The sequence below is a fragment of the Epilithonimonas sp. 33E genome, from assembly GCF_059372615.1.
This window is the reverse complement of sequence record NZ_CM182009.1, coordinates 798517-821893: the sequence shown is the minus strand read 5'-3', so window position 1 is coordinate 821893 and position 23377 is coordinate 798517. Positions and strand designations below refer to the sequence as shown.

General features: G+C 36.4%; 24 protein-coding genes and 5 tRNA genes. 6 read left to right on the top strand and 23 right to left on the bottom strand.

Annotated elements, in window-relative coordinates:
* Window positions 1–10 precede the first annotated feature (10 nt).
* The 22 genes from rpoB to AC5P2S_RS03845 all read right to left on the bottom strand — a co-directional run bounded on the left by rpoB (window position 11) and on the right by AC5P2S_RS03845 (window position 18905).
* Window positions 11–3838 carry a DNA-directed RNA polymerase subunit beta gene (gene rpoB / locus AC5P2S_RS03950; RefSeq protein WP_494556295.1) on the bottom strand — a complete coding sequence of 1276 codons (3828 nt, stop codon included), beginning with the start codon at window positions 3836–3838 and terminating at the stop codon, window positions 11–13.
* Window positions 3839–4225: 387 nt separating this feature from the next.
* Window positions 4226–4792 (bottom strand): phage tail-like protein, encoded by a 567-nt coding sequence (locus AC5P2S_RS03945; protein ID WP_494556294.1) that lies wholly within the window; start codon window positions 4790–4792, stop codon window positions 4226–4228.
* Between the two features lie 6 nt (window positions 4793–4798).
* A complete protein-coding gene (locus tag AC5P2S_RS03940; RefSeq protein ID WP_494556293.1) occupies window positions 4799–7246 on the bottom strand; it encodes a phage tail-like protein in 2448 nt (815 codons plus the stop codon).
* Window positions 7247–7329: 83 nt separating this feature from the next.
* Entirely contained in the window at window positions 7330–7986 is a 657-nt protein-coding gene (locus AC5P2S_RS03935) for a hypothetical protein (protein WP_494556292.1), read from the bottom strand.
* 109 nt (window positions 7987–8095) lie between these two features.
* A complete protein-coding gene (rplL, locus tag AC5P2S_RS03930; RefSeq protein WP_283416453.1) occupies window positions 8096–8464 on the bottom strand; it encodes a 50S ribosomal protein L7/L12 in 369 nt (122 codons plus the stop codon).
* A gap of 48 nt (window positions 8465–8512) precedes the next feature.
* Window positions 8513–9118, bottom strand: a complete 606-nt coding sequence (rplJ, locus tag AC5P2S_RS03925) for a 50S ribosomal protein L10 (protein WP_283416452.1) — start codon at window positions 9116–9118, stop codon at window positions 8513–8515.
* A 17-nt stretch (window positions 9119–9135) separates the two neighbouring features.
* Window positions 9136–9828 carry a 50S ribosomal protein L1 gene (gene rplA, locus AC5P2S_RS03920; protein ID WP_283416451.1) on the bottom strand — a complete coding sequence of 231 codons (693 nt, stop codon included), beginning with the start codon at window positions 9826–9828 and terminating at the stop codon, window positions 9136–9138.
* Window positions 9829–9839: 11 nt separating this feature from the next.
* The gene (rplK, locus tag AC5P2S_RS03915) at window positions 9840–10283 is read right to left on the bottom strand and encodes a 50S ribosomal protein L11 (RefSeq protein ID WP_089796334.1); all 444 of its coding nucleotides are present in this window, start codon (window positions 10281–10283) and stop codon (window positions 9840–9842) included.
* 206 nt (window positions 10284–10489) lie between these two features.
* Window positions 10490–11032 (bottom strand): transcription termination/antitermination protein NusG, encoded by a 543-nt coding sequence (gene nusG / locus AC5P2S_RS03910; RefSeq protein ID WP_283416450.1) that lies wholly within the window; start codon window positions 11030–11032, stop codon window positions 10490–10492.
* 18 nt (window positions 11033–11050) lie between these two features.
* Complete coding sequence (secE, locus tag AC5P2S_RS03905; RefSeq protein ID WP_283416449.1) at window positions 11051–11257, bottom strand: preprotein translocase subunit SecE; 207 nt, start codon at window positions 11255–11257, stop codon at window positions 11051–11053.
* Between the two features lie 12 nt (window positions 11258–11269).
* Window positions 11270–11340: transfer RNA gene (locus AC5P2S_RS03900), tRNA-Trp, on the bottom strand.
* 54 nt (window positions 11341–11394) lie between these two features.
* Window positions 11395–12582, bottom strand: coding sequence for an elongation factor Tu (gene tuf / locus AC5P2S_RS03895; RefSeq protein ID WP_283416448.1), 1188 nt, complete (start codon window positions 12580–12582; stop codon window positions 11395–11397).
* Between the two features lie 217 nt (window positions 12583–12799).
* Window positions 12800–12871: transfer RNA gene (locus AC5P2S_RS03890), tRNA-Thr, on the bottom strand.
* A 39-nt stretch (window positions 12872–12910) separates the two neighbouring features.
* A tRNA-Gly gene (locus AC5P2S_RS03885) sits at window positions 12911–12983 on the bottom strand.
* Between the two features lie 84 nt (window positions 12984–13067).
* Window positions 13068–13148: transfer RNA gene (locus tag AC5P2S_RS03880), tRNA-Tyr, on the bottom strand.
* Window positions 13149–13164: 16 nt separating this feature from the next.
* Window positions 13165–13238: transfer RNA gene (locus AC5P2S_RS03875), tRNA-Thr, on the bottom strand.
* Between the two features lie 118 nt (window positions 13239–13356).
* Entirely contained in the window at window positions 13357–13647 is a 291-nt protein-coding gene (gene hpf, locus AC5P2S_RS03870; RefSeq protein WP_283416447.1) for a ribosome hibernation-promoting factor, HPF/YfiA family, read from the bottom strand.
* 65 nt (window positions 13648–13712) lie between these two features.
* Window positions 13713–14594, bottom strand: a complete 882-nt coding sequence (locus tag AC5P2S_RS03865; protein ID WP_494556291.1) for a phage lytic cycle repressor MrpR family protein — start codon at window positions 14592–14594, stop codon at window positions 13713–13715.
* 76 nt (window positions 14595–14670) lie between these two features.
* A complete protein-coding gene (gene rpsU / locus AC5P2S_RS03860; protein ID WP_120213418.1) occupies window positions 14671–14868 on the bottom strand; it encodes a 30S ribosomal protein S21 in 198 nt (65 codons plus the stop codon).
* A gap of 381 nt (window positions 14869–15249) precedes the next feature.
* Window positions 15250–16233 carry a pyruvate dehydrogenase complex E1 component subunit beta gene (locus AC5P2S_RS03855; RefSeq protein WP_494556290.1) on the bottom strand — a complete coding sequence of 328 codons (984 nt, stop codon included), beginning with the start codon at window positions 16231–16233 and terminating at the stop codon, window positions 15250–15252.
* A 172-nt stretch (window positions 16234–16405) separates the two neighbouring features.
* Window positions 16406–16822, bottom strand: coding sequence for a DUF2147 domain-containing protein (locus AC5P2S_RS03850; RefSeq protein ID WP_494556289.1), 417 nt, complete (start codon window positions 16820–16822; stop codon window positions 16406–16408).
* 163 nt (window positions 16823–16985) lie between these two features.
* Window positions 16986–18905 (bottom strand): LTA synthase family protein, encoded by a 1920-nt coding sequence (locus AC5P2S_RS03845; RefSeq protein ID WP_494556288.1) that lies wholly within the window; start codon window positions 18903–18905, stop codon window positions 16986–16988.
* A 117-nt stretch (window positions 18906–19022) separates the two neighbouring features.
* Here AC5P2S_RS03845 and AC5P2S_RS03840 point away from each other — a divergent pair, with 117 nt between their 5' ends.
* The 5 genes from AC5P2S_RS03840 to AC5P2S_RS03820 all read left to right on the top strand — a co-directional run bounded on the left by AC5P2S_RS03840 (window position 19023) and on the right by AC5P2S_RS03820 (window position 22108).
* Window positions 19023–19721 carry a CDP-alcohol phosphatidyltransferase family protein gene (locus AC5P2S_RS03840; RefSeq protein WP_494556287.1) on the top strand — a complete coding sequence of 233 codons (699 nt, stop codon included), beginning with the start codon at window positions 19023–19025 and terminating at the stop codon, window positions 19719–19721.
* A 63-nt stretch (window positions 19722–19784) separates the two neighbouring features.
* A complete protein-coding gene (locus tag AC5P2S_RS03835) occupies window positions 19785–20549 on the top strand; it encodes an exonuclease domain-containing protein (protein ID WP_494556286.1) in 765 nt (254 codons plus the stop codon).
* Between the two features lie 11 nt (window positions 20550–20560).
* Complete coding sequence (locus AC5P2S_RS03830) at window positions 20561–20932, top strand: DMT family protein (protein WP_283416440.1); 372 nt, start codon at window positions 20561–20563, stop codon at window positions 20930–20932.
* A 6-nt stretch (window positions 20933–20938) separates the two neighbouring features.
* Window positions 20939–21547 (top strand): fumarylacetoacetate hydrolase family protein, encoded by a 609-nt coding sequence (locus AC5P2S_RS03825; protein ID WP_494556285.1) that lies wholly within the window; start codon window positions 20939–20941, stop codon window positions 21545–21547.
* Window positions 21548–21664: 117 nt separating this feature from the next.
* Window positions 21665–22108: a universal stress protein gene (locus tag AC5P2S_RS03820; protein WP_283416438.1), complete on the top strand. Its 444-nt coding sequence runs from the start codon at window positions 21665–21667 to the stop codon at window positions 22106–22108.
* A gap of 77 nt (window positions 22109–22185) precedes the next feature.
* On the opposite strand, the gene AC5P2S_RS03815 is transcribed toward AC5P2S_RS03820, so the two are convergent.
* Window positions 22186–22419: a DUF6341 family protein gene (locus AC5P2S_RS03815; RefSeq protein WP_283416437.1), complete on the bottom strand. Its 234-nt coding sequence runs from the start codon at window positions 22417–22419 to the stop codon at window positions 22186–22188.
* Between the two features lie 43 nt (window positions 22420–22462).
* On the opposite strand from AC5P2S_RS03815, the gene AC5P2S_RS03810 reads away from it, so the two are divergent.
* Window positions 22463–23368 (top strand): DUF6427 family protein, encoded by a 906-nt coding sequence (locus AC5P2S_RS03810; protein WP_494556284.1) that lies wholly within the window; start codon window positions 22463–22465, stop codon window positions 23366–23368.
* Window positions 23369–23377 lie beyond the last annotated feature (9 nt).

Below are 23377 nucleotides of genomic sequence, written 5' to 3'. Positions count from 1 at the left end.
AAATTTAAAATTATTCTTCAAGTCTTACATCAAGTCCAAGACCTTGTAACTCGTGAAGTAATACGTTGAAAGATTCCGGAATACCAGGTTCTGGCATTGCTTCACCTTTTGCAATCGCTTCGTAAGTTTTTGCTCTACCAATCACGTCATCCGACTTCACTGTCAGGATTTCTCTAAGGATATTAGACGCTCCGAATGCTTCAAGAGCCCAAACCTCCATCTCTCCAAATCTCTGACCTCCGAATTGCGCTTTACCTCCTAATGGCTGTTGCGTAATTAATGAATAAGGTCCGATAGAACGTGCGTGCATCTTATCATCTACCATGTGTCCTAACTTCAACATATAGATCACACCAACCGTTGCAGGCTGAGTAAATCTCTCACCTGTACCACCGTCATAAAGGTGTGTGTTTCCGAATTTAGGAAGACCTGCCTGGTCTGTATATTCAGTGATTTGTTCTAAGCTAGCACCGTCAAAGATTGGTGTAGCGAATTTCAAACCTAACTGCTTACCAGCCCATCCAAGAACAGTTTCGTAGATCTGCCCGATGTTCATACGAGAAGGTACCCCAAGTGGATTAAGTACGATATCTACTGGTGTTCCATCCTCAAGGAACGGCATATCTTCTTCACGAACGATTCTTGAAACGATACCTTTGTTACCGTGACGACCAGCCATTTTATCACCAACATTCAGTTTACGTTTCTTAGCGATGTAAACTTTAGCTAATTTGATAATACCTGCAGGTAACTCGTCTCCGATAGATAATGCAAACTTCTCACGGTTTTTAACGCCCGAAAGATCGTTGTATTTAATTTTATAATTATGGATCAACTGCTTGATCAATTCATTTTTGTCAGCATCAACAGTCCAGTCAGAACCACTGATGTTTACATAATCTTCAACAGACTGAAGCAACTTCAAAGTGAACTTGGTTCCTTTACCGATTACTTCTTCATCAAGATCGTTTTTCACACCTTGAGAAGTTTTACCCGAAACTAAAGTATTCAATTTGTCAATCAAAATATTTCTTAAATCGTCAAACTTATTTTTGTAAGTATTTTCGATTTCCTCCAACTTGATTTTCTCTTCGCTTCTCTTCTTTTTGTCCTTGATGTTTCTGGAGAACAATTTTTTGTTGATAACAACGCCTCGTAGAGAAGAATCCGCCTTCAATGAAGCATCTTTTACATCACCAGCTTTGTCTCCGAAGATCGCTCTAAGAAGTTTCTCTTCCGGCGTTGGATCAGATTCACCTTTAGGTGTGATTTTCCCGATAAGGATATCACCAGGCTTCACTTCTGCACCGATACGGATCATACCGTTCTCATCGAGATCTTTAGTTGCTTCTTCAGAAACGTTCGGAATATCTGCTGTCAATTCTTCCATACCTAATTTGGTATCTCGAACTTCCAAAGAATATTCATCAACGTGAATAGAAGTGAACCAGTCTTCACGAACAACTTTCTCATTGATTACGATCGCATCCTCGAAGTTGTAACCTTTCCAAGGCATGAATGCAACTACTAAGTTTCTACCAAGCGCTAATTCTCCGTTTTCAGTTGCATAACCGTCGCAAAGAACCTGACCTTTTTCCACTGTATCACCAACTCTTACGTTTGGTCTCAATGTAATCGTTGTACTCTGGTTAGTTTTTCTGAACTTAGTTAAGTTGTAAGTTTTAGTTGCAGAATCGAAGTTAACCAAGTCATCTTCCTCGCTTCTTTCGTATTTAATTACAATTCTCTCAGCATCTACATATTCTACAACACCATTTCCTTCAGCATTGATTAAGATTCTAGAATCTTTTGCGACTTGTTTTTCCAAACCAGTACCAACAATTGGCGCCTGAGGTTTCAATAATGGAACGGCCTGACGCATCATGTTAGATCCCATCAATGCACGGTTCGCATCATCATGCTCCAAGAAAGGAATTAATGATGCAGAGATACCGGAAATCTGGTTAGGAGCAACGTCTATCAAATCTACCTGCTGAGGTTCTACAACCGGATAATCTCCGTCCAAACGAGCAATAATTCTGTCCGTTTCGAAGTTACCGTCATCACTCAAAGCTACGTTTGCCTGAGCAATTACTCGGTTTTCTTCATCTTCTGCATTCAGATATATCGGTTTAGCCTGAAGATCTACTTTTCCATCCTCTACTTTTCTATATGGTGTCTCGATAAAACCAAGGTTGTTGATTTTTGCATACATACCTAGAGAAGAGATCAAACCGATGTTTGGTCCTTCCGGTGTTTCGATCGGACAAATTCTACCGTAGTGTGTGTGGTGAACGTCTCGAACCTCAAAACCTGCTCTTTCTCTTGATAAACCACCAGGCCCTAGTGCGGAAAGTCTACGCTTGTGCGTGATTTCTGAAAGCGGGTTGGTCTGGTCCATGAACTGAGAAAGCTGGTTAGTTCCGAAGAATGAATTGATCACTGATGTTAATGTCTTAGCATTAACCAAATCAAGTGGTGTAAAGATCTCGTTATCTCTAACGTTCATTCTTTCTTTGATTGTTCTGGCAATTCTGGAAAGACCTACACCAAACTGACCTGACAATTGCTCACCAACAGTTTTGATTCTTCTGTTTGATAAGTGGTCGATATCATCAACTTCAGCCTTAGAGTTAACCAATTCGATCAAATGTTTTACGATAGAGATGATATCTTCTTTCGTCAAAACCTGATTATCTTCAGAAATGTTAAGACCTAATTTTTTGTTCAATCTGTAACGACCAACTTCACCTAATGAATATCTCTGCTCGGAGAAGAATAATTTTTCAATGATTCCTCTTGCAGTTTCCTCATCCGGCGCATCAGCATTTCTTAACTGACGATAGATGTACTCTACCGCTTCTTTTTCAGAGTTCGTAGGGTCTTTTTGTAATGTATTCTGGATGATAGAGAATTCGTTGGAATTTTCTTTGTGAATCAGGATAGACTTAACTCCGGAATCCAAAATAATATCAAGGTGCTCTTTTTCAAGAACAGTTTCTCTGTCTAGGATGATCTCGTTTCTTTCGATAGAAACAACCTCACCTGTATCCTCGTCTACGAAGTCTTCGAACCAAGTGTTCAATACTCTCGCAGCCAAAGTTCTACCTTCTACTTTTTTAAGAGCCGCTTTAGAAACTTTCACTTCTTCTGCCAGGTCAAAAATCTGAAGAATCTCTTTATCAGATTCGTAACCGATTGCTCTTAGTAATGTTGTTAAAGGTAATTTTTTCTTACGGTCGATATAAGCGTACATAACGCTGTTGATATCGGTTGTAAATTCCATCCAAGATCCTTTGAAAGGGATAATTCTTGAATAGTACAATTTGGTTCCGTTGGCGTGGTAAGTCTGTCCGAAGAATACCCCCGGAGATCTGTGTAACTGAGTTACGATCACACGCTCTGCCCCATTGATAATAAATGAACCAGAAGGTGTCATATAAGGAACCGGACCTAAATATACATCCTGAACCACAGTTTGAAAATCCTCGTGTTCAGGGTCTGTACAATACAATTTAAGCCTAGCTTTTAGAGGAACTGAATAAGTCAATCCTCTTTCTACGCACTCATCAATAGAGTAACGTGGAGAGTCTACAAGATAATCTAAAAACTCAAGTACAAACTGGTTTCTAGAATCTGTAATTGGAAAATTTTCCTGAAACGTTTTGTAAAGAGATTCTTTTTGTCGTTCTTCAGGAAGCGTGTCTAACTGGAAAAACTCCTTGAAAGACTGGATTTGGATGTCCAAAAAGTCAGGTGTTTCGATTTTACCTTTCGCGGAAGAAAAGTTAATTCTCTCATTACCTTGAACTTTAGGAGCGGCCTGTGTTTTACTCATAAAATTATAAGAAAAAAGGGTTAAAAAATATTTTGTTTAAAAAAAATATCAGAAACCAGATAAAGAGAAAGAAAAAGAGAAAGACTTTTGATGTTTGGCGCTATCAGAAGAAGTCTTGATTCTTGAATCTTTGTTCTTGATTCTAATTTCTAACTGCAACGCCGGTATATCTTTTCACGGAGTAGTGCAAAATATTTTTATTTTCTAAAGGCGTAATTAAAATATATAAACAAGAAATCCTCTTTCATAAAATGAAAGAGTTACATATTGATTACAGTATATTAATTATTAGCGCCAAAAGAACTGCAAATTTAAGTAAAAAAATTCATATATACAAAAAAAACCACTTCGCAAAGAAGTGGTTTAGAAATATTTAGATTTAAAAATTTATGGCTTAGTCCAGAAAGACCATTCTCTACCATTATAAACAGCCAATTGCTGAGGTGTTGTTCCTGTGACATACACCATCATTCCTGCAGTTGGATTGACGATGTCGGTGTAGGAATTCACTCTTGGCAAGACCATCGCTTTATTGGCATCACCTAACACCAATATTCCCGGAGTTGTATCTGTCGCGGGATTACCTCCGATTAAAGTTTTAGCTGCAGAATTTTCAGCATTGGCATCAGGAACATTAGCTGTTATCGGCGTATATGCACCAGCAGACAAATCCGTCCAGCTAGCTACTGTGGTTGCATTAGCTGTTGTGGATGTACCGAATTTAACTTTCTGATCATTGCTATCGAAAATCAAAGTACCAGGAACTGCAGATGCCACATTCGCAGCCGCTGTTACCCAAGGTAAAACTATTCCTCTCGCGCCACCACTAGCATTTCCAAACTCTAAAGACACTGTTGCATTAGCCGGAGTGTAAGGACTTGATTTTCCAATCGTGACCTGGCCAAAGCTAATCCCTGAAATCAATATTACTAATGATACTATATATGTTTTCATATTTTTTTATTGGTTAAAATCGTTACAAGTTTGTTTTGTGTAGCAGAACCATCCTGTACCGTCATACATCTTGAGACAGTTAGCTGTTGTATCATACACCAACATTCCAACCACTGGTGTAATTGAACTAAGAGCAGATGTCGGAACTCTATTGATTACAAAGCCTTTTGTTTTTGCATCTAAAGCTGTATAAGCACCGTTCACTTTGGTCGGCCAATCACTTGCATTGCCTCCTGCTCTGGAAAGAGCCGTAATTCCGTGGTTAGTTGGCAAAGTTGTTCCAGATGTAGTTGCCGGACGGAAACATCTTCCACATTCGGCATCAGTAGCTGCCGCATTTTGGGAAGTGCCTATACCTTGCCCTATATCCGATGTTCCATCCGTATTGTCAACAATACCAGCCAGATTGGAAGGATTTGTAGTAGAATTAAAGTTGTAGTTTGCATAATTAACCAATTGCGGCACTCCGCTAGAAGAAGCAGATGTGCTTATAATCTGAGCTGGCGTGCCCGTAGTCACACCATTATAAGTAGTCTTAATCTGACCTCGATAAGCATAATTTGTGTCGGTATTAGGCAATGTTAATCTATGAACCTGATCATAACGAACAGCTTCACTGCCTTCGATTGCATCGGGGCAACCATCACCATCACTATCTACATCAAATTGATTAGAAATCCCATCTGAATCAGGATCGCAGAATCCATTTTTAACACCATTTCCACGACCTGTAATATATGTAGGCCCCACAACTAACTGACTTAGGACGATAGAGTTGGATCCAGTTCTGTTCCAGGTAATTGTATTAAAAGTATTCCCATTGTATAATTGTAAAGGGTAAAGCTGCCCTCCACTTGTTTTACTTCCATACATACTCACAGAGCCATTCTTGTGAATAATAATTCTAACAAGTGGATTAGTAGCATTTCCTGTCATGTTATAAATCTGAGGAACAGTTCCGTTACCATAAGTTGCCCCGTCAACAAACCTCACGTTATCAGTCTGATCCGGCTGAAACTCTAGTTTCGAAGTTGAAAGATCAACACCATTAATATTCAAATTAAATGAATTATCAAGTGTATAAACATCGAAAATAAAACCTAAATCCGCTGCTGGTGCATTAAAAGTATAAGTATTACCGTCCGCAACACTGTAATTAACATCCACCACACTTTCCGGACATTCGAAAATATCTAGAATACCATCATTATCAGAATCTAAATCCAGTATATCCGGGATACCGTCCCCATCAAGATCACGTTCAATAACAGCATTAAAATCACAGGTAGTTGTACTTCCATTAATATTATAAGTAAGTGTTCTTGTACCATTGCTACCAGTACCATTATAAGTAACCGGAATATCAATATATGTTGTAGTTGAAGTTACGTTAACATCCGTGAAACTGGTCGCAAAATCTGTCCCGGAAATATTAATTCTATATGTTCCCGGACCATAAACTGTAGAAATCGGCACTCTAAGAGTTTTCGTAGAACTTACACCTGCAACAAAAGGTGTAGTTTCCACAATTGATGCGCCACCACAATTAAAAATGAAAGGGATATAATATGGTACCGATGCCAAATCCTGATTAGTTGCATTAAGGCCAGTAAACCCTGTATACGTTCGTAAAAAAGTTGAGGCACCTGTAGAAATATTAATATTGTAGAAATTTAATTGCGTATCATTATTTACCGAAACCGCATATACTAATCCATTCAGATAAGCCAAACCTCTAACATTACCTACGGTCGTACTACTACTGTTAGTTGTTGTAGCTGTATATGTACCAACTGGGCCAGTAATGGTAGTAACTCTTGTAGCAGTTAAAGCAACAGGATCGATTCTATAGAGGTATCTCGTAAACGTTGTACCGTTTGTCGTATTTTGTAAAATAACATATATAAAGTTCTGATAATCAAAAAATGTATCTGTTGCCCAAATAGTTGAAGTATTACCTCCTGTTCCATTCCAGGCAGCATCACCAGTTACAGTTCCTAAATTTGAATATGTAGGATAAATTTGATACAAATTTTTAGTCGTATTACTAAAACCATAAGTTACTCCAGAAGGGTTTCCATCGGTTTTAGGGACATTATTAGTTCCTATACCACCAATAAGTGGACCTGCTGCAGGAATACTCTGACCTGTAGAAACAGTATTTTTATATATTGTACTTCCAGCTGCAGTATTGGAATGAATAAAAACCAAACCTGTAGGGTTACCTGCAGGCGTATCATAACCTACCGCCAAGTTACTTATTCTTTCCGGAGTACCGCCAGAATAGTTAGGTGTTGTTAATGGTGCAGGAAATGTTGCCGGTACACCAGTAACATCGTATACCCTACCGGTAGCAGAAACGGATAAATACAATCTATCAACAGCTTGAGAAAAGAGCAAGTGATTACCCAATAAAAAAGCCACTACTATTAAAAGTAGATTTAATTTTTTCATAAAAGATTATTATTAATAAATGAATAATTTGCTTTGAGAAATTATTCCCAAAGAAAATGTTTAGTAAAAAAGCTTATGATCAATTAAATCTGTGGAGGTGGCCTTACAGAAAAAGCAGCGAGTTTAATCTGTAATGTACAGCTGTCATTTGTAAAAAAATAATTGGTAGAATATAAGAAGTCTAATGATGAACGCGAATAATTTTCATAATAAATTATAAAGTGCTTAGCACTATGATAATCGTTACTGGGAGATATGAAAGAAATATTTCCCGAACCGGTTCCTGTCAGAAACTGACTACCGTCAAGACCATTAGAAATTTTCAGAGCTATTTCTTTTTCAGGTAAATCCGGTATTTCAGTAGTCTTTTTTTCCTTAGAAACTAATAGTTTCTTCTCAGATTTAGCTCTTTCGGAGTTTTGTTTTGTAGAAGACCGTACATCAGAATTTTTTGCAATAATCTTTATTTCATCATCATTAATTTTAATGACTTTGGAATATTGCTGTAAGTTTTTGCTTTTTGATATTTGCTCATTGAAGGCTTCATCTTTGGAATAGATAACGGCGTCTCCAACGATAGTAATCCCCGCTGTAGGAACAGACTCATCATGTTTTATTTCCTGAGCAGAAAGAGAAAGAAATGAAAAAAAGGTAAGTAAAACAGAAAATTGCCAGCATTTAAATGATATACTGGCATAATCTTTTACTTTCTCACAGAAAGGAAATAAACTTTTTTTCACTTTGCAAAATTAATAAAAATAACTACTTATGAGCCAATGATAAGAAAATTTAACATAAAAAAAAGCGACAAGTCGTTGACTTGTCGCTTTTGATATTATTGAGTAATGATTACTTCAATTCTACTTCAGCACCAGCTTCTTCAAGTTGCTTCTTAAGCGCTTCAGCTTCGTCTTTTGGAACACCTTGCTTGATTGGAGCAGGAGCACCATCTACCATATCTTTAGCTTCTTTAAGACCAGCACCAGTTAAATCTTTTACCAATTTAACAACAGCTAATTTAGAAGCACCTGCAGACTTAAGAATTACATCGAATTCTGTTTTTTCTTCAGCAGCTTCACCTGCACCACCTGCAGCAACTACTACTGCAGCAGCAGCTGGTTCAATTCCATACTCATCCTTAAGGATAGCAGCTAATTCGTTTACGTCTTTTACTGTTAAGTTTACTAGCGTTTCAGCTAAATTTTTTAATTCTGACATTGTTGTAATGTTTTTTGTTGAATGTTTTATTTATTTTTTTGAGTGTAATTATTCAGCACTTGGAGTTTCCTCTGTGCTTTCAGCAGATGCTTCTGGAGCTTCTTCTGCTGCCGGAGTTTCTTCTTTAGCTTCTTCTACCGCAGGTGCAGCTTCTTCAGCTTTAGCTTCAACAGTTTCCGGTTTGTTTTGTAGCGCAGAAAGAACGTTTCTGATTGGAGACTGAAGCAATCCGATGATTTCACCGATCATTTCTTCTCTAGACTTGATGTTAGCCAAAGTCTCTAGGTTATTGTCACCAACATAGAAAGTTTCCTGAACAAAAGCAGACTTAAGAGCCGGCTTTTCTTCTTTCTTTCTGAAGTCTTTGATTAATTTTGCAGGAGCGTTAGCTGTTTCTGAAATCATTACAGCAGAGTTACCTTTGAAAGTACTAAACATTTCTGAATAGTCTACACCTTCAATCTGCTCCATTGCTTTTTGCAAAAGTGTATTTTTAACAACTTTTACTTTGATATTTTGTTTGAAAGCCTGTCTTCTGAAATCAGAAGATTTTCCAGCGTTCAATCCTTCCAGATCTGCTACATAAACTACTTTTGCACCCTCAAGCAAATCTTTGATCTCTTGTATTGCTACAACTTTTTGGTCTTTTGTCATTGTCTTTAGGATTTAAATTAGTTAACAGATTTAGTATCAATTGCAATTCCAGGACTCATTGTAGAAGACAAATAGATACTCTTCACATAAGTTCCTTTAGCAGCAGTCGGCTTCAACTTGATTAATGTCTGGATTAATTCCTGAGCATTTTCCTTAATTTTAGCAGCATCAAAAGACACTTTTCCAATTCCTGCGTGGATAATACCATATTTATCTACTTTGAAGTCGATTTTACCAGACTTAACTTCCGTTACAGCCTTACCAACTTCCATAGTTACAGTTCCAGACTTAGGATTTGGCATCAAACCTCTTGGCCCTAAAACCCTACCTAATGGTCCTAATTTACCCATTACAGCTGGCATAGTTACAATAACGTCAACATCTGTCCAACCTTCTTTGATTTTTTGCAAGTATTCATCAAGACCTACATAATCAGCGCCAGCTTCTTTAGCTTCAGCTTCTTTATCTGGAGTTACCAATGCCAATACTTTAACATCTTTACCAGTACCGTGAGGAAGAGATACAACACCTCTTACCATTTGGTTTGCTTTTCTCGGATCTACACCTAGTCTGACAGCGATATCCACAGATGCGTCAAACTTTGCGAAATTCACTTCTTTTACCAAAGCAGATGCTTCGTCAAGATTGTAAATTTTGTTTTTTTCTACTTTGCTTAAAGCTTCTTTTTGCTTCTTCGTTAATTTTGCCATTTCTCTAAGTTTTAAGCGTTAGTTGGTTTAGTTCCTGTTACTCTCAATCCCATAGATCTAGCAGTACCTGCAACCATAGAAAGAGCAGAATCCATTGTAAAGCAGTTAAGGTCTGCCATTTTATCTTCCGCGATTTTCTTTACCTGATCCCAAGATACAGAACCTACTTTGTTTCTGTTTGGTTCACCGGAACCTCCTTTGATCTTTGCAGCATCCATCAGCTGGATTGCAGCAGGAGGCGTTTTGATTACGAATTCAAAAGATTTGTCTTCGTACACAGTAATAACTACTGGCAAAACCTGCCCAGGCTTATCCTGAGTTCTTCCGTTAAATTGTTTACAAAACTCCATGATGTTCACACCCGCAGAACCCAAAGCCGGACCTACTGGTGGAGAAGGGTTAGCAGCGCCACCTTTCACCTGAAGTTTTACCATTTTAAAGACTTTTTTAGCCATTTTTTGTTGTTTAAATTTGAATAATTAATGAGTTTGGAAGCATTTATTATTCAGCGGGATATCCATTCTCACATTAGACAGTCCCACTTTTCAGGTTGCAAAAATAAGAATAATTTTCTAACCTGCAATAACTTAAGCGATTATTTTATTAAAATAGAAAAGCCCTTCAACAAATTGAAAGGCTTTTTAATATTTTTAGTAAGTAATTATACTTTTTCTACCTGCATATAACTCAACTCCATTGGCGTTTTTCTTCCGAAAATAAGAACAGAAACTTCAATTTTTTTCTTATCTTCAAGGATTTTTTCAACTGTCCCGTTGAATCCATTGAAAGGTCCATCTATAACTTTAACATTTTCTCCTACAATGAATGGGATCTCAACATCAGTAGCAAATTCCGAAAGTTCATCCATTCTTCCAAGCATTCTGTTGACTTCAGATTTTCTCATTGGAACCGGATCTCCTCCTTTTGTCAGACTCAAGAAAGAAATTACCCCAGGAATATTCTTGATTGTGTGAGGAACTTCACCTACCAGATTAGCTTCCACCATAAGATAACCAGGATAGTAAGGCTTCTCTTTTGGAACTTTCTTACCATTTCTGATTTGTATTACTTTCTCCATAGGAATCACCACCTGAGTCACATATTGTTCGAAACCTAAACGTTTCATTTCGTTCTCAATGTAGTTTTTAACTTTATTTTCCTGGCCGCTAATAGCTTTCAGCACATACCATTTCAATTCGCTCATGAGGAAAGTAATTTTGGATTAATTAAATAGATTAATAAAAGTCGCAATAAAATTCTTTATAGTAACACTGAATAAAGAATCTACTCCAAATGTAAATAAAGCAAGTATTATAGTTGTAACAGCTACGACTATAGTAGAAGACTGTAAGTCCGGCCATTTTGGCCACTCCACCTTATCTTTGAATTCTGTATAAGAACCTTTTAAAAAATTAATTAATGAGCTCATATTTTATATTTGCACGGGCACAAGGATTCGAACCCTGATCAACGGTTTTGGAGACCGGTATCCTACCATTGGACGATGCCCGTAGATTTAAAAGTTCCGTAAGCTTCCTTACGGAACTTTTATATTTTGATTAAGAATTAATCTAGAATTTCAGTTACCTGACCAGCACCTACTGTTCTACCTCCTTCTCTGATCGCAAATCTAAGACCTACGTTAAGAGCGATTGGTTGTAACAATTCTACAGTGATTGTCAAGTTATCTCCAGGCATTACCATTTCTACACCTTCTGGTAAGAAGATCTCACCTGTAACGTCAGTAGTTCTTACGTAGAACTGAGGACGGTATTTGTTGTGGAAAGGTGTGTGACGTCCACCTTCTTCTTTAGAAAGGATATAAACCTCAGCTTTGAATTTTTTGTGTGGCTTCACAGAATCTTTCTTAGCGATAACCATACCTCTCTTGATGTCAGTCTTTTCAATACCTCTCAACAATAGACCTACGTTATCACCAGCTTCACCTCTGTCTAGGATTTTTCTGAACATCTCAACCCCTGTAATTGTAGAAGTTAATTTTTCATCACCCATACCAACGATATCAACAGGATCACCTGTGTTGATAACACCAGCCTCGATTCTACCAGTCGCTACAGTACCTCTACCTGTAATAGAGAATACATCTTCGATTGGCATCAAGAATGGCTTATCCTGATCTCTAACTGGCAATTCGATCCAGTTATCAACAGCTGCCATAAGTTCGTCGATTTTCTCAACCCATTTAGCATCACCGTTAAGACCACCTAAAGCAGACCCTTGGATCACTGGAGAGTTATCTCCGTCATATTCGTAAGAAGAAAGAAGATCTCTAACTTCCAATTCTACTAATTCTAATAACTCAGCATCGTCAACCATGTCAACTTTGTTCATGAAAACAACGATTCTTGGTACGTTTACCTGACGACAAAGTAGAATGTGCTCTCTAGTTTGAGGCATTGGACCATCTGTTGCAGCAACTACAAGGATAGCTCCGTCCATTTGAGCAGCACCAGTTACCATGTTCTTTACATAATCCGCGTGACCTGGACAGTCAACGTGAGCGTAATGTCTGTTTTCAGTTTCGTATTCTACGTGAGCTGTATTAATTGTAATACCTCTTTCTTTTTCTTCTGGAGCAGAGTCAATAGAAGAGAAGTCTTTCTTTTCAGCTAAACCTTTATCTGATAATACTTTTGTAATAGCAGCAGTCAAGGTAGTTTTACCATGGTCAACGTGACCAATAGTACCAATGTTCAAGTGCGGTTTGTTACGATTAAACGTTTCCTTTGCCATGATTTTATTATTTAATTTATTTAACTATTGTTTTTTTCGGTCTGCAAATATAATGAATTTTTAAATATTAAAAATTATTTTCTATAAAAATTAACGATATGATATTCAATAAAAATATCTGCTCATTATTTTTGCAAAACCGGAAGCAAATTTACATTAACCCAACATAAAAATGATTCCAAAAAAAATCCTGAATATTCTTTCAGGATCTTATATGAGCCAACTACGGGATTTGAACCCGTGACCTCTTCCTTACCAAGGAAGCACTCTACCCCTGAGCTAAGTCGGCCTAAAAAAAAATCACATTCCGTAAGGTTTGTGATTCTTGAGCGGAAGACGGGGGTCGAACCCGCGACATTCAGCTTGGAAGGCTGACGCTCTACCAACTGAGCTACTTCCGCAATTTTTGTTTCCAAAAAATGTTGGTAAACGTGGATGCAAATTTAAAATAAATTTTTGAACTTGCAAATTTTAAATATAAAAAGTGGGGAGAGCAGGATTCGAACCTACGTAGCCGAAGCAGCTGAGTTACAGTCAGCCCCATTTGACCGCTCTGGTATCTCCCCGATACTTTTATATTAGAGCCTCCAGAGGGATTCGAACCCACGACCCCGAGATTACAAATCACGTGCTCTGGCCAACTGAGCTATGGAGGCAAATAGATTTCAAAAGAACTGTCTTTCTGCGCCGCGGTTACTTCCGTTTTGCGAGTGCAAATATGAGACACTTTTTTGAAATCTACAAATATTTTTAGAAAAAAATTTAATTATTTTTTTAAGCCAATTCTTTTTTCTTGATTAACAGTTTCTTAGCCGTTTCAACACATTCGTCTAAACTTTCTTCAAAACTGGCGCAAGTCTTCTTCACTACGATATCATTGCCGGGTATCTTCACAACCAGCTCTATTGTTTTATTTTGTTTCTCTGATGTGTTTTCAACTTTCAGATATACCGCAGACTCAACAATTTTGTCATAAAACGTCTCTAGTTTACTTAATTTTTTTTCAATTCTCTCTTTCAATGGTTCGTGCGGCGTAACACCTGCAGTCTGAATTGTAATCTTCATAATGTCTGATTTTAATGGTTAAACAATGAAAAAAATGTAAAAATCATTTCATATAATTTGTTTTATCAGTTTTCTTTTTCTCTTGGATGTGCATTTCTATAAGCTTCTTTCAACTTCTCTATATTTGCGCTCGTATAGACCTGTGTACTTGCCAAGCTGGAATGTCCCATTATTTTCTGAACTTTAGAAATCTCTGCACCCTCGTTCAGAACGTGGGTTGCAAAAGTATGTCTTAAAATATGAGGACTTCTTTTTTGCTTCGAAGTCACTACACTAAAGTACTTATTAACGACCAGATAAACAAACTTTTCACCCAGTTTTTTTCCATTCTTATTAACGAAAAAATAATGTTCGTTTTCTGCATTAGCCGCTCTTATATTAAGATATGTTTGAAAATCTGAAACCAATTCATCCGAAATTGGAATTACTCTGGCTTTGTTCCCCTTACCTATAACTAAGATTTCTTTCTTGGAGAAGTCCACATGGTTCAATAAAAGGTTACATAACTCAGATTTTCTGATTCCGGTTTGATATAATGTCTCGATGATTAATTTATCAAGAAGCGTCATTTTACCTTTCTCCTCCACTTCTGTCTTCATCAGCTCCATCTCCTCCTTTGAAAAAGGGATTCGTTTTTCAGCATAGAATTTTAAAGAATCGATGGTTTCCATAGGAGAAACCTTAATCTCTTCCAGCCGAAGCATAAAAGCATAGAAACTGCGAAGTGATGACAACTTCCTGTTAATGCTTCTTTTACTCAAGCCAGAACTACTCAATTCCACTATAAAGTTTTTGATCACTTTTTTATGAACATGAACAATATCCTCCAAAGCTTCCGTCCTGAGAACAAAGGCCGAAAAATCTGACAAATCTTTTTTGTAGTTGGTCAATGTGTGTGGTGAATATCTTTTCTCCACTTCGATATACTCCAAGAATCTTTCTACCATAGATATATAAATGCAAAATCACTTCCAAATATAGAAATTCGGAAGTGATTTTTATTATGTTTTGCTAAAAAGAACCTTAAGCTTGTTCTTCTTTGCTCAGGTTTCTTTGTTTGTGAGCTGCTTTAAGTTTAGCTTGTCTCAAAGTTACTGAAGGCTTGATAAATTGCTGTCTAGATCTAAGTTCTTTTACAACTCTAGTTTTATCAAATTTTCTTTTGTACTTTTTTAAAGCTCTGTCGATAGACTCTCCGTCTTTTACTGGAATTATTAACATATTTTACATCTCATTTTGAGGTGCAAAAATAGGAATAATTTATTAACCTACAAATTTTTATGGCTTTATTTTGAAAATTTATCTTGGATATAATTTGAACACAAAGCTTGCTAGATTTTGATATTATTAAAAATGTTTTAAGGTTCGCAAAGGTGCTTACGTTCAGCAAAGACATAATTAAAGTAAGTTTGTATCCCTATCGAAATTTCTAAAGAATAGCAAGATTCTATTTTTATATAGAATTTTGTTTGGATGACAAAATCCCTAGCCCCGATAGGAACGGCATCCTTTTTCTTTTTTTGCAAAAAAAGAAAAAGATATAGTGGATAGCGGGAATTGCTCCAAATAAAAAAACTCCCGAACAATTCGGGAGCTTAGTTATTATGCTTTGACGTACATTGCCTTTTTGATCTCTTCTTTCACTTTTTCCAGCTTCGGGAACCATTCTGCGAACAATGCTGCAGAATAAGGTGCCGATGCATCCGGCGTAGTGATTCTCTTGATTGGTGCATCCAAATAATCGAATGCTTTTTGCTGAACCATATAAGTAATCTCCGAAGCGACTGAAGCGAACGGCCAAGCTTCTTCCAAAATTACCAGCCTGTTGGTTTTCTTTACTGACTCCAATACTGTGTCGTAATCCAAAGGACGAACGGTTCTAAGGTCGATCACCTCAACAGAAATCCCTTCTTTTTCTAGATCAGCGGCAGCTTGCAAAGCCAGCTTCATAATCTTACCGAAAGAAACCAGAGTTACATCTTTACCTTCTTTTTTGATATCAGCTTTTCCGATTGGGATGTAATATTCTTCTTCAGGAATTTCCATTTTGTCACCATACATCTGCTCAGACTCCATGAAAATTACCGGATCGTTGTCCTGGATTGCTGTCTTCAACAATCCTTTCGCATCGTAAGGATTTGAAGGTACAACAACCTTAAGTCCCGGACAATTGGCATACCAGCTTTCGAAAGCCTGAGAGTGTGTTGCTCCCAACTGACCCGCAGAAGCTGTCGGTCCACGGAATACGATTGGGCAGTTCCATTGCCCGCCACTCATCTGATAGATCTTAGCAGCGTTGTTGATAATCTGATCGATAGCAACCATTGAGAAGTTGAAAGTCATAAATTCTACAATCGGACGATTCCCATTCATTGCAGCTCCTACAGCGATACCTGTAAATCCAAGTTCGGCAATTGGCGCATCAATGATTCTTTTTGCACCAAATTCATCCAGCATTCCTTTTGAAGCTTTGTAAGCTCCGTTATATTCCGCAACTTCTTCTCCTACAAGAAATATGGATTCGTCTTTACGCATTTCTTCGCTCATGGCCTGAGCAATTACTTCACGAAATGTATATTCTTTCATTTGATAATGTTTACTAATTTAATTACCAAGTGGAACATCGGATGTTACATCTGATAATTGATTTTGAAAATGTATTATTTAAAATTTCGAAATACAAAAGTATTAATTTTTTTATTATCAGCATAACAAAAAAAGCTCCCAAACGGGAGCCTGTGATTTATCATAATTTCATCTAGTCAGCCTTGAGCCAGGTTTGGGTTCTTCCGATTAAAGAAATTCCCATATAGCCTCTCACATTCAGTTTATCACCATCTTTTGTGATTGTACATTTATAAGATTTTCCATTTTTAGGATCTGTAATTGTACCTCCTGTAAACTCGTTACCATCTTTTTTAAGGTCACGGATAATTTCCATTCCCAAAAGCGGCTTGTTTTTACGGTCGTCCTTGCAAGCTACGCAGTTAGCATGTTCGGGTTTTATCAATAACTGAGATATCTTTCCATAATATTTACCATCAGATTTTTTAAAGATCTCAACGATAGATTTCGCTTTTCCGGTTTCGTCGTCAATCGTTTTCCATTTTCCTTCGATTTGAGCAAATGATAAAACACTGATGAATAAGGCAAATGCTAAGATTAATTTGTTCATTGTCTTCTATTTTTTAATTGTTTTTGTTTGGATAGGCTTTCTCTGTTAACGTTAAATTAACATTGTTAAAAATATCATTTTTTTTTAAACAAACAATACTTTTTGCTATCCAAAGCATAAATAACAGGTTATACCGTGTTTTTCTTATCTTAAACACCTTATTTTATCTCAGTTTTCTATTGATCACACGATCCATATAGTCCTGATACCACGCTTTGACTTTTTCAACACCTGATTTTTGCTCAGAATTTAGGTTCTTTGACAAAATATTTTTTGACAACGCCAGATCTGATTTGTCATAAATACCCGTTACTTCTTTACCATTAAAGATATAAATATAATTACCGATAATCATCTGTTCATTGATAGCATCCGAATTGACAATCATATAATCCTCATTCTTATCCGAAACCAAACTTCTTCCCCAACTTCTGATTTTTTTGTTGTAACCTGTCAGGTCTGCTAAAGTTGGATATATATCAATCTGTTGTGCAAATCTGTTATCAACACCTTTAAGATTATATTTGGGATTGGGAGAGAAAAACAACAGTGGAATTGCAAATCGATTCATTGCTTTTTGATATTCCGGGTAATAAATTTGATTGGTATGATCTGCTGTTATGACAAAAATCGTGTTTTGATACCAAGGTTGTTTACTTGCAGTTTCAAAGAATTTTTTCAGAGAATAATCTGTATACTGGATCGGAATGTGAATCTGTAACGGACCCGATTTGAATTTGTTCTGATACTTTTCCGGAACTTTAAACGGATCATGAGAAGAAGCAGAAAACAAAGTTGACATAAAAGGCTGTTTTTTACCTATACTCTTTGCAAAATACTGAAAAAACGGTTCATCCCAAATAGCCCAAATACCATCAAAATCCTGATCATTATTATATTCGTTTTTTCCAAAATAATGCTTGAATCCCAAAATATTTCCAAATCCCTGGAAGCCCATAGATCCATTTGGAGCACCGTGATAAAAACTCGTATCATAGCCCATATCATTGCATACAGAAACGATTGACTGAATTTTTTGGTTAGAATATGGAGAACTTGTAAACGCATCAGTCAAGCTTGGAATCCCCGCCAGAACTGAGCTCATCCCATGTATTGATTGCCTTCCATTAGCAAAAGCATTAGTGAAAATTAAACTATTATTAGCTAAACTATCCAAAAATGGCGTGTAGGAAACAAAATTTTTGATAGTAGTATTCCTGTTGAAAGCCCCGGAATATTCCTTCGCAAAACTTTCTACAATGAAAATGACAATATTCGGTTTTGGTTCAACTTCCCGCTCATACAATTTATATGGCTTGATTTCTTGCTCAATAAATTTCTCATCAACAAAATGAACCAATTTAAAATTGTTGGTATTAAAGGTCCTGAAAAATGAAAAAACACTATTGAGAACCAGGTTTGCCTGCAACGGATTATTGACATGCTTATTGGCATCAACCAAGTTAATCGGTCTCGTGGAATGCTTAAAATCACCTCTGATTCCGCCAACGACTAACGTCGCAGTGATGCACAAAACAACAATTGAATAAGCAAAATAAGCGATTAAATTGTTCGGTTTTTCTTCTCTTACTTTAACTTTTCTGTAAAGAAAAATCCAAACCACTATAATAACCGTAAACCAAATAAAAACAAATGGATGTTGTAATACCGAGTTCCAGAAAACTCTTCCAAGATTATCCTCATTTTTTCCAACTTCAATCGCAGCAGAAGTTAATCTTGCCTGACTAAATCTATAATAAACAATATCGCCGAAATTGAATGCATAGGTTAGCCCATTTGTGATAAAATACCAGTAGAACAGAAATTTTTGATAACTCTTTTTTGTATTTATAACTATTGGAATGATACTTAATAAGATGAAGACCGAATTGACGTACAAAATGGCAGTTGTGTCAAAAGCAGTTCCATAATAGGATAGTCTAAAATACTCTGATATTCCGTCAACCTTTATAAGATCCTTATTGAAAATCCAGAACAATAATCTTGCGATCTGGTAAAAGAAAAAAACTAAAAAAAGTCTGTAAACAAGCGCAAGTAATTCTTGCCATCTCAAATTCTTCATTTTACAAAATTACTAAAAGTTGGAAGTCAGAAGTCAGAAGAATCAAATTTTTCTCAGAGGTTCCAAAACTTCGGATTCTAACTTCAGGCTTCCAACAAAAAAACTTATTTTTGCGGTATGAATTTCATAAAAAACAACCTAGCGAATGCATTTACTTTAGGGAATCTTTTTTCCGGATGTGTTGGGATCGTTCATTTATTTTCAGGCGATTATCATACAACCGCGATTTGTATTATCATTTCCTTGATTCTTGATTTCTTTGACGGTTTTATTGCAAGAGCAATGAATTCCAGCAGTAATCTTGGCGGACAATTGGATTCTTTGGCGGATATGGTGAGTTTCGGATTTTTGCCAGGCTTTACAATGTTTATAGCTTTGGTTGGAAATCAATACACAGATCTTCCCTGGTATTATTACCTCGGTTTTTTGGTTACACTTTTTTCTTGCCTGCGACTGGCCATTTTCAATCTGGATGAAGAGCAAAAATATTACTTCAAAGGTTTGAATACGCCAAGTAACACCATTTTGATTTTCGGATTATTTTATGCTTACAAAGAATCCGGCAATTTCAGTTTTCTTTTTGAGAACGAAATTTATTTATTGATTTTCACGGTAATTTCTTCCTGGCTTCTAGTCTCTCCGATCAAAATGATTGCGATGAAATTCAAATCGAAACAATTAAAAGATAATTATCCGAAACTGGCTTTGTTAATTGGCGGAATTTCGATTTTATTGATTTTCAAAACGGTTGGAATTCCGTTAATGATTATCTACTATATTTTGATTTCACTCATATTTCAAAAACAACTTAAATAAATATAAATGATGAATGATAAATATGAGTAATCTAATTTGTCATTCAAAATCATCACCATAAAAATGAATTTAAAACTCTATAAACCGCTTTGTGTTTTCGATTTGGAAACTACGGGAACCAATATCGGAAAAGACAGAATTGTAGAAATCTGCATCTTAAAAGTCAATCCGGATGCTTCCCGAGAAAGCAAAACCTGGAAAGTTAATCCTGAAATGCCAATCCCAAAAGAATCTTCCGCAATTCACGGCATTTATGATGAAGATGTTGCAGAAGCACCAACGTTCAAAGATATTGCTCCGAAAATTATGGAAATGATTAAGGATTCGGATCTGGGAGGTTTCAATTCCAACAGGTTTGATATTCCTGTTTTGGCGGAAGAAATGCTGAGAGCTGATATCGATTTTGATCTTGGCAAACATCGTTTCGTAGATGCGCAAACAATCTTTTTCAAAAAAGAGCCGAGAAATCTTGGCGCAGCTTATCAGTTCTATTGTAATAAAACTTTGGAGAATGCCCACTCTGCAGAAGCGGATGTAATGGCAACTTTCGAAGTTCTGGATGCACAAGTCGGAAAATACGATGATGTACCGAACGAAATTGCTGAACTAAGCGATTTCTCCTCACAGAACAGATTTGCTGACTTGGCAGGCATGATTCATTTCAATGAAAAAGATCAGGAGATTTTTGCTTTTGGAAAGTATAAAGGCCATGTTGTAAAAGAAGTTTTCCAAAAAGACCTGGGTTACTATGGTTGGCTTCAGAATGCCGATTTCCCGCTTTATACAAAGAAAATTTTCACGAAGATCCAGTTGAAGTCCAGATTTTAAAATTATAAAATATGAGCAAGATCGTATTAACAATAACACTACTCGTCATTTCCAACGTATTTATGACATTAGCATGGTATGGCCATTTGAAATTCAAACAAATGGATTGGTTTCATAATCTGGGATTGGTTGCTATCATTTTTATAAGCTGGGGAATTGCTTTTTTCGAGTATTGTTTCCAGGTTCCGGCCAACCGAATCGGCTTCAAAGAAAACGGAGGCCCATTCAATCTATGGCAGCTGAAAGTCATGCAGGAAGTGATTACACTAACCGTTTTTACGGTTTTTACCATTGTCTTTTTCAAGGAAGAAAGTTTCCGTATGAATCACCTCATCGGTTTTATCTTTTTGATTTTGGCTGTCTACTTTATTTTTAAAAAGTAATTAATTATGAAAATAATCTGCATAGGAAGAAATTACAGCGAACACGCCAAAGAATTGGGAAATGAAGTTCCGGAAGATCCAGTGATTTTTATGAAACCCGATACAGCTATTCTGAAAAAGGGCTCGGATTTTTACATTCCGGAATTTTCTGATGACATCCATTACGAGCTGGAAGTGGTTTTGAAAATCTCGAAAGGCGGAAAATACATCCAAAAAGAAAACGCCGGAAAACACTTTGACGAGATTGGTCTTGGCATCGATTTTACTGCCAGAGATCTACAATCGAAACTAAAAGGTAAAGGTCTTCCATGGGAACTGGCAAAAGGTTTTGACGGTTCGGCCGTGTTGTCGGATTTTGTTTCAAAGGAAAGTTATGATTTACAGAATCTGAATTTTTCTTTGACTAAAAATAACGAGCAAGTCCAAAACGGCAATACAAAAGACATGATTTTCAGCTTTGATGATATTATTGCATTCGCTTCACAGTATTTTACATTGCGAGTTGGTGATTTGATTTTCACAGGAACACCGAAAGGCGTTGGCAAAGTATCTGAAAACGACCTATTGGAAGCTTCTCTTGAAGGTCAAAAGCTATTCGCTCTTAAAATACAGTAGAAACATCATAAGATGTTCATTCATTAATATTAAACTGATAATTGATTGTTATCAGTTTTTTATTTTTACCTTTATAATGGCTAAATTTTTGCTTTCTTATAACTATAAATCTCGATTATGAAAAAAATTATCTTACCCGTAGATTTTTCTGACAGCTCTGATAAATTGGTAGATTATGCTGTTGGATTTGCAAAAGACATTAATGCTGAGATTGCTCTGATTCATGTTGCTGCTTCTGATATAGGTTTTGTGATTGGTGATATGGGCTTCCAGTATTTCCCGGAAGTGGAAGAAAACGAAATCAAATATGAATTGCGAGAACTAAATAAGCTGGAACAACGCGTTATCTCACAGGGAGTAAATTGCACACATATTTTGAAGCAGGGAGTTGCCGGTGATACGATTCTGGAATTCGCTGATGAAAAAAATGCGGATTATATTATCATTGGTTCGCATGGCAGAAGTGGCGTTTACGATGTTTTTATTGGAAGCCTTACTAAAGAAATTACCAGGAAGTCCAAAATCCCTGTTTTAGTTGTTCCCTGTCATGATGAGAATTAATCAAACATTCAATAAAATAAAAGAACCCGTCTCGTTAAAATAACGAGACGGGTTTTTTATAAATATAATCAATTTATTTAACCTTCGTTTTTGTAGATTTTTGGGTCATAGTAAGGATGTTTCCCTTCTGTTGGGGAATGATAATCTTTATCCTTCTGAGCACCTAATGTTACTACCAAAATATAGCACCAATAACAGAAAAATCCTGTAGCGACTAAAAATAATATCCAATTGAGTACGTTTGCTGAAAAATCAAAAAACCCGAAAGACCATTTGAAAGCTGCGCTTAGGGCTAACCAGAAAGATGTCATCTTTTTTCTTTTTTTAAATTAACTTTGCACAAATTTATAAAAAATGTTTCGATTACTTTCTAAAGAAAGCAATATTTTTTCGGTTCCCGTGTACATCGGGTTTTTATTTCTGATATTTTTATCACTTAATCTTTTAGATTTCAAATATATAGATGTATTTCCCGCGATAATTACATTCATGGGAATCAGTTTGGGATATTTTTTATTCAATGCTATTGCGCTCAATCAGTTTTCGCATCTTCCACTATTCCTTTATACCATTTTTGTGGCTTCATTTTATGACGGAACGATTGAAGTTGGATTAGCATTTACTTTTTTGACCAGTGCCATTATTCTCTTGATTCTTACGAGCCAGAACGATTATCTCAGAAAAAGTTCCTTTATGCTTGTTGGTTCTATTCTGGCTTTTAATTATCTGGTTTTTCCACCAAGCTGGCCAATGGGTGTTTTTGTAATTTTTCATATTATCGGAACTTCCGGAAGAATAGGTCTTAATATTTTCAGATTATTTTTTGGTATAATCCTGATTGTCCTGAGTTATTTTGGGTTGATGTATCTCATCCATTACACAACTTGGGATAAAACATATTTACCTTTCTACGGGAAATTCGAATTATTGGATTCTTATTTTCCGTTGTATATCTTGACTCCGATCGCATTGATGCTTTTATACTCGCTTTCCGATCATTTCAAACATTACAATGAGAAAAGCCCTATCAGCAGATATAAATATACCTTTGTACTGGTTTTTTCCCTGGCCCAGCTTATCACCATCATTTTTTATATGGGGAACAACTACGAATATTTATTATTACTAGCTTTGCCGGTCAGTATTATCCTCAGCAGGATGTTACGCTTTTTACCAAAATACTGGATGCAGGAATTGGGACTTTGGATAATTGTCTTTACACTTGCATTCTTTAAAATTGCTATATTTTTTAAATTTTAAATTAATGAT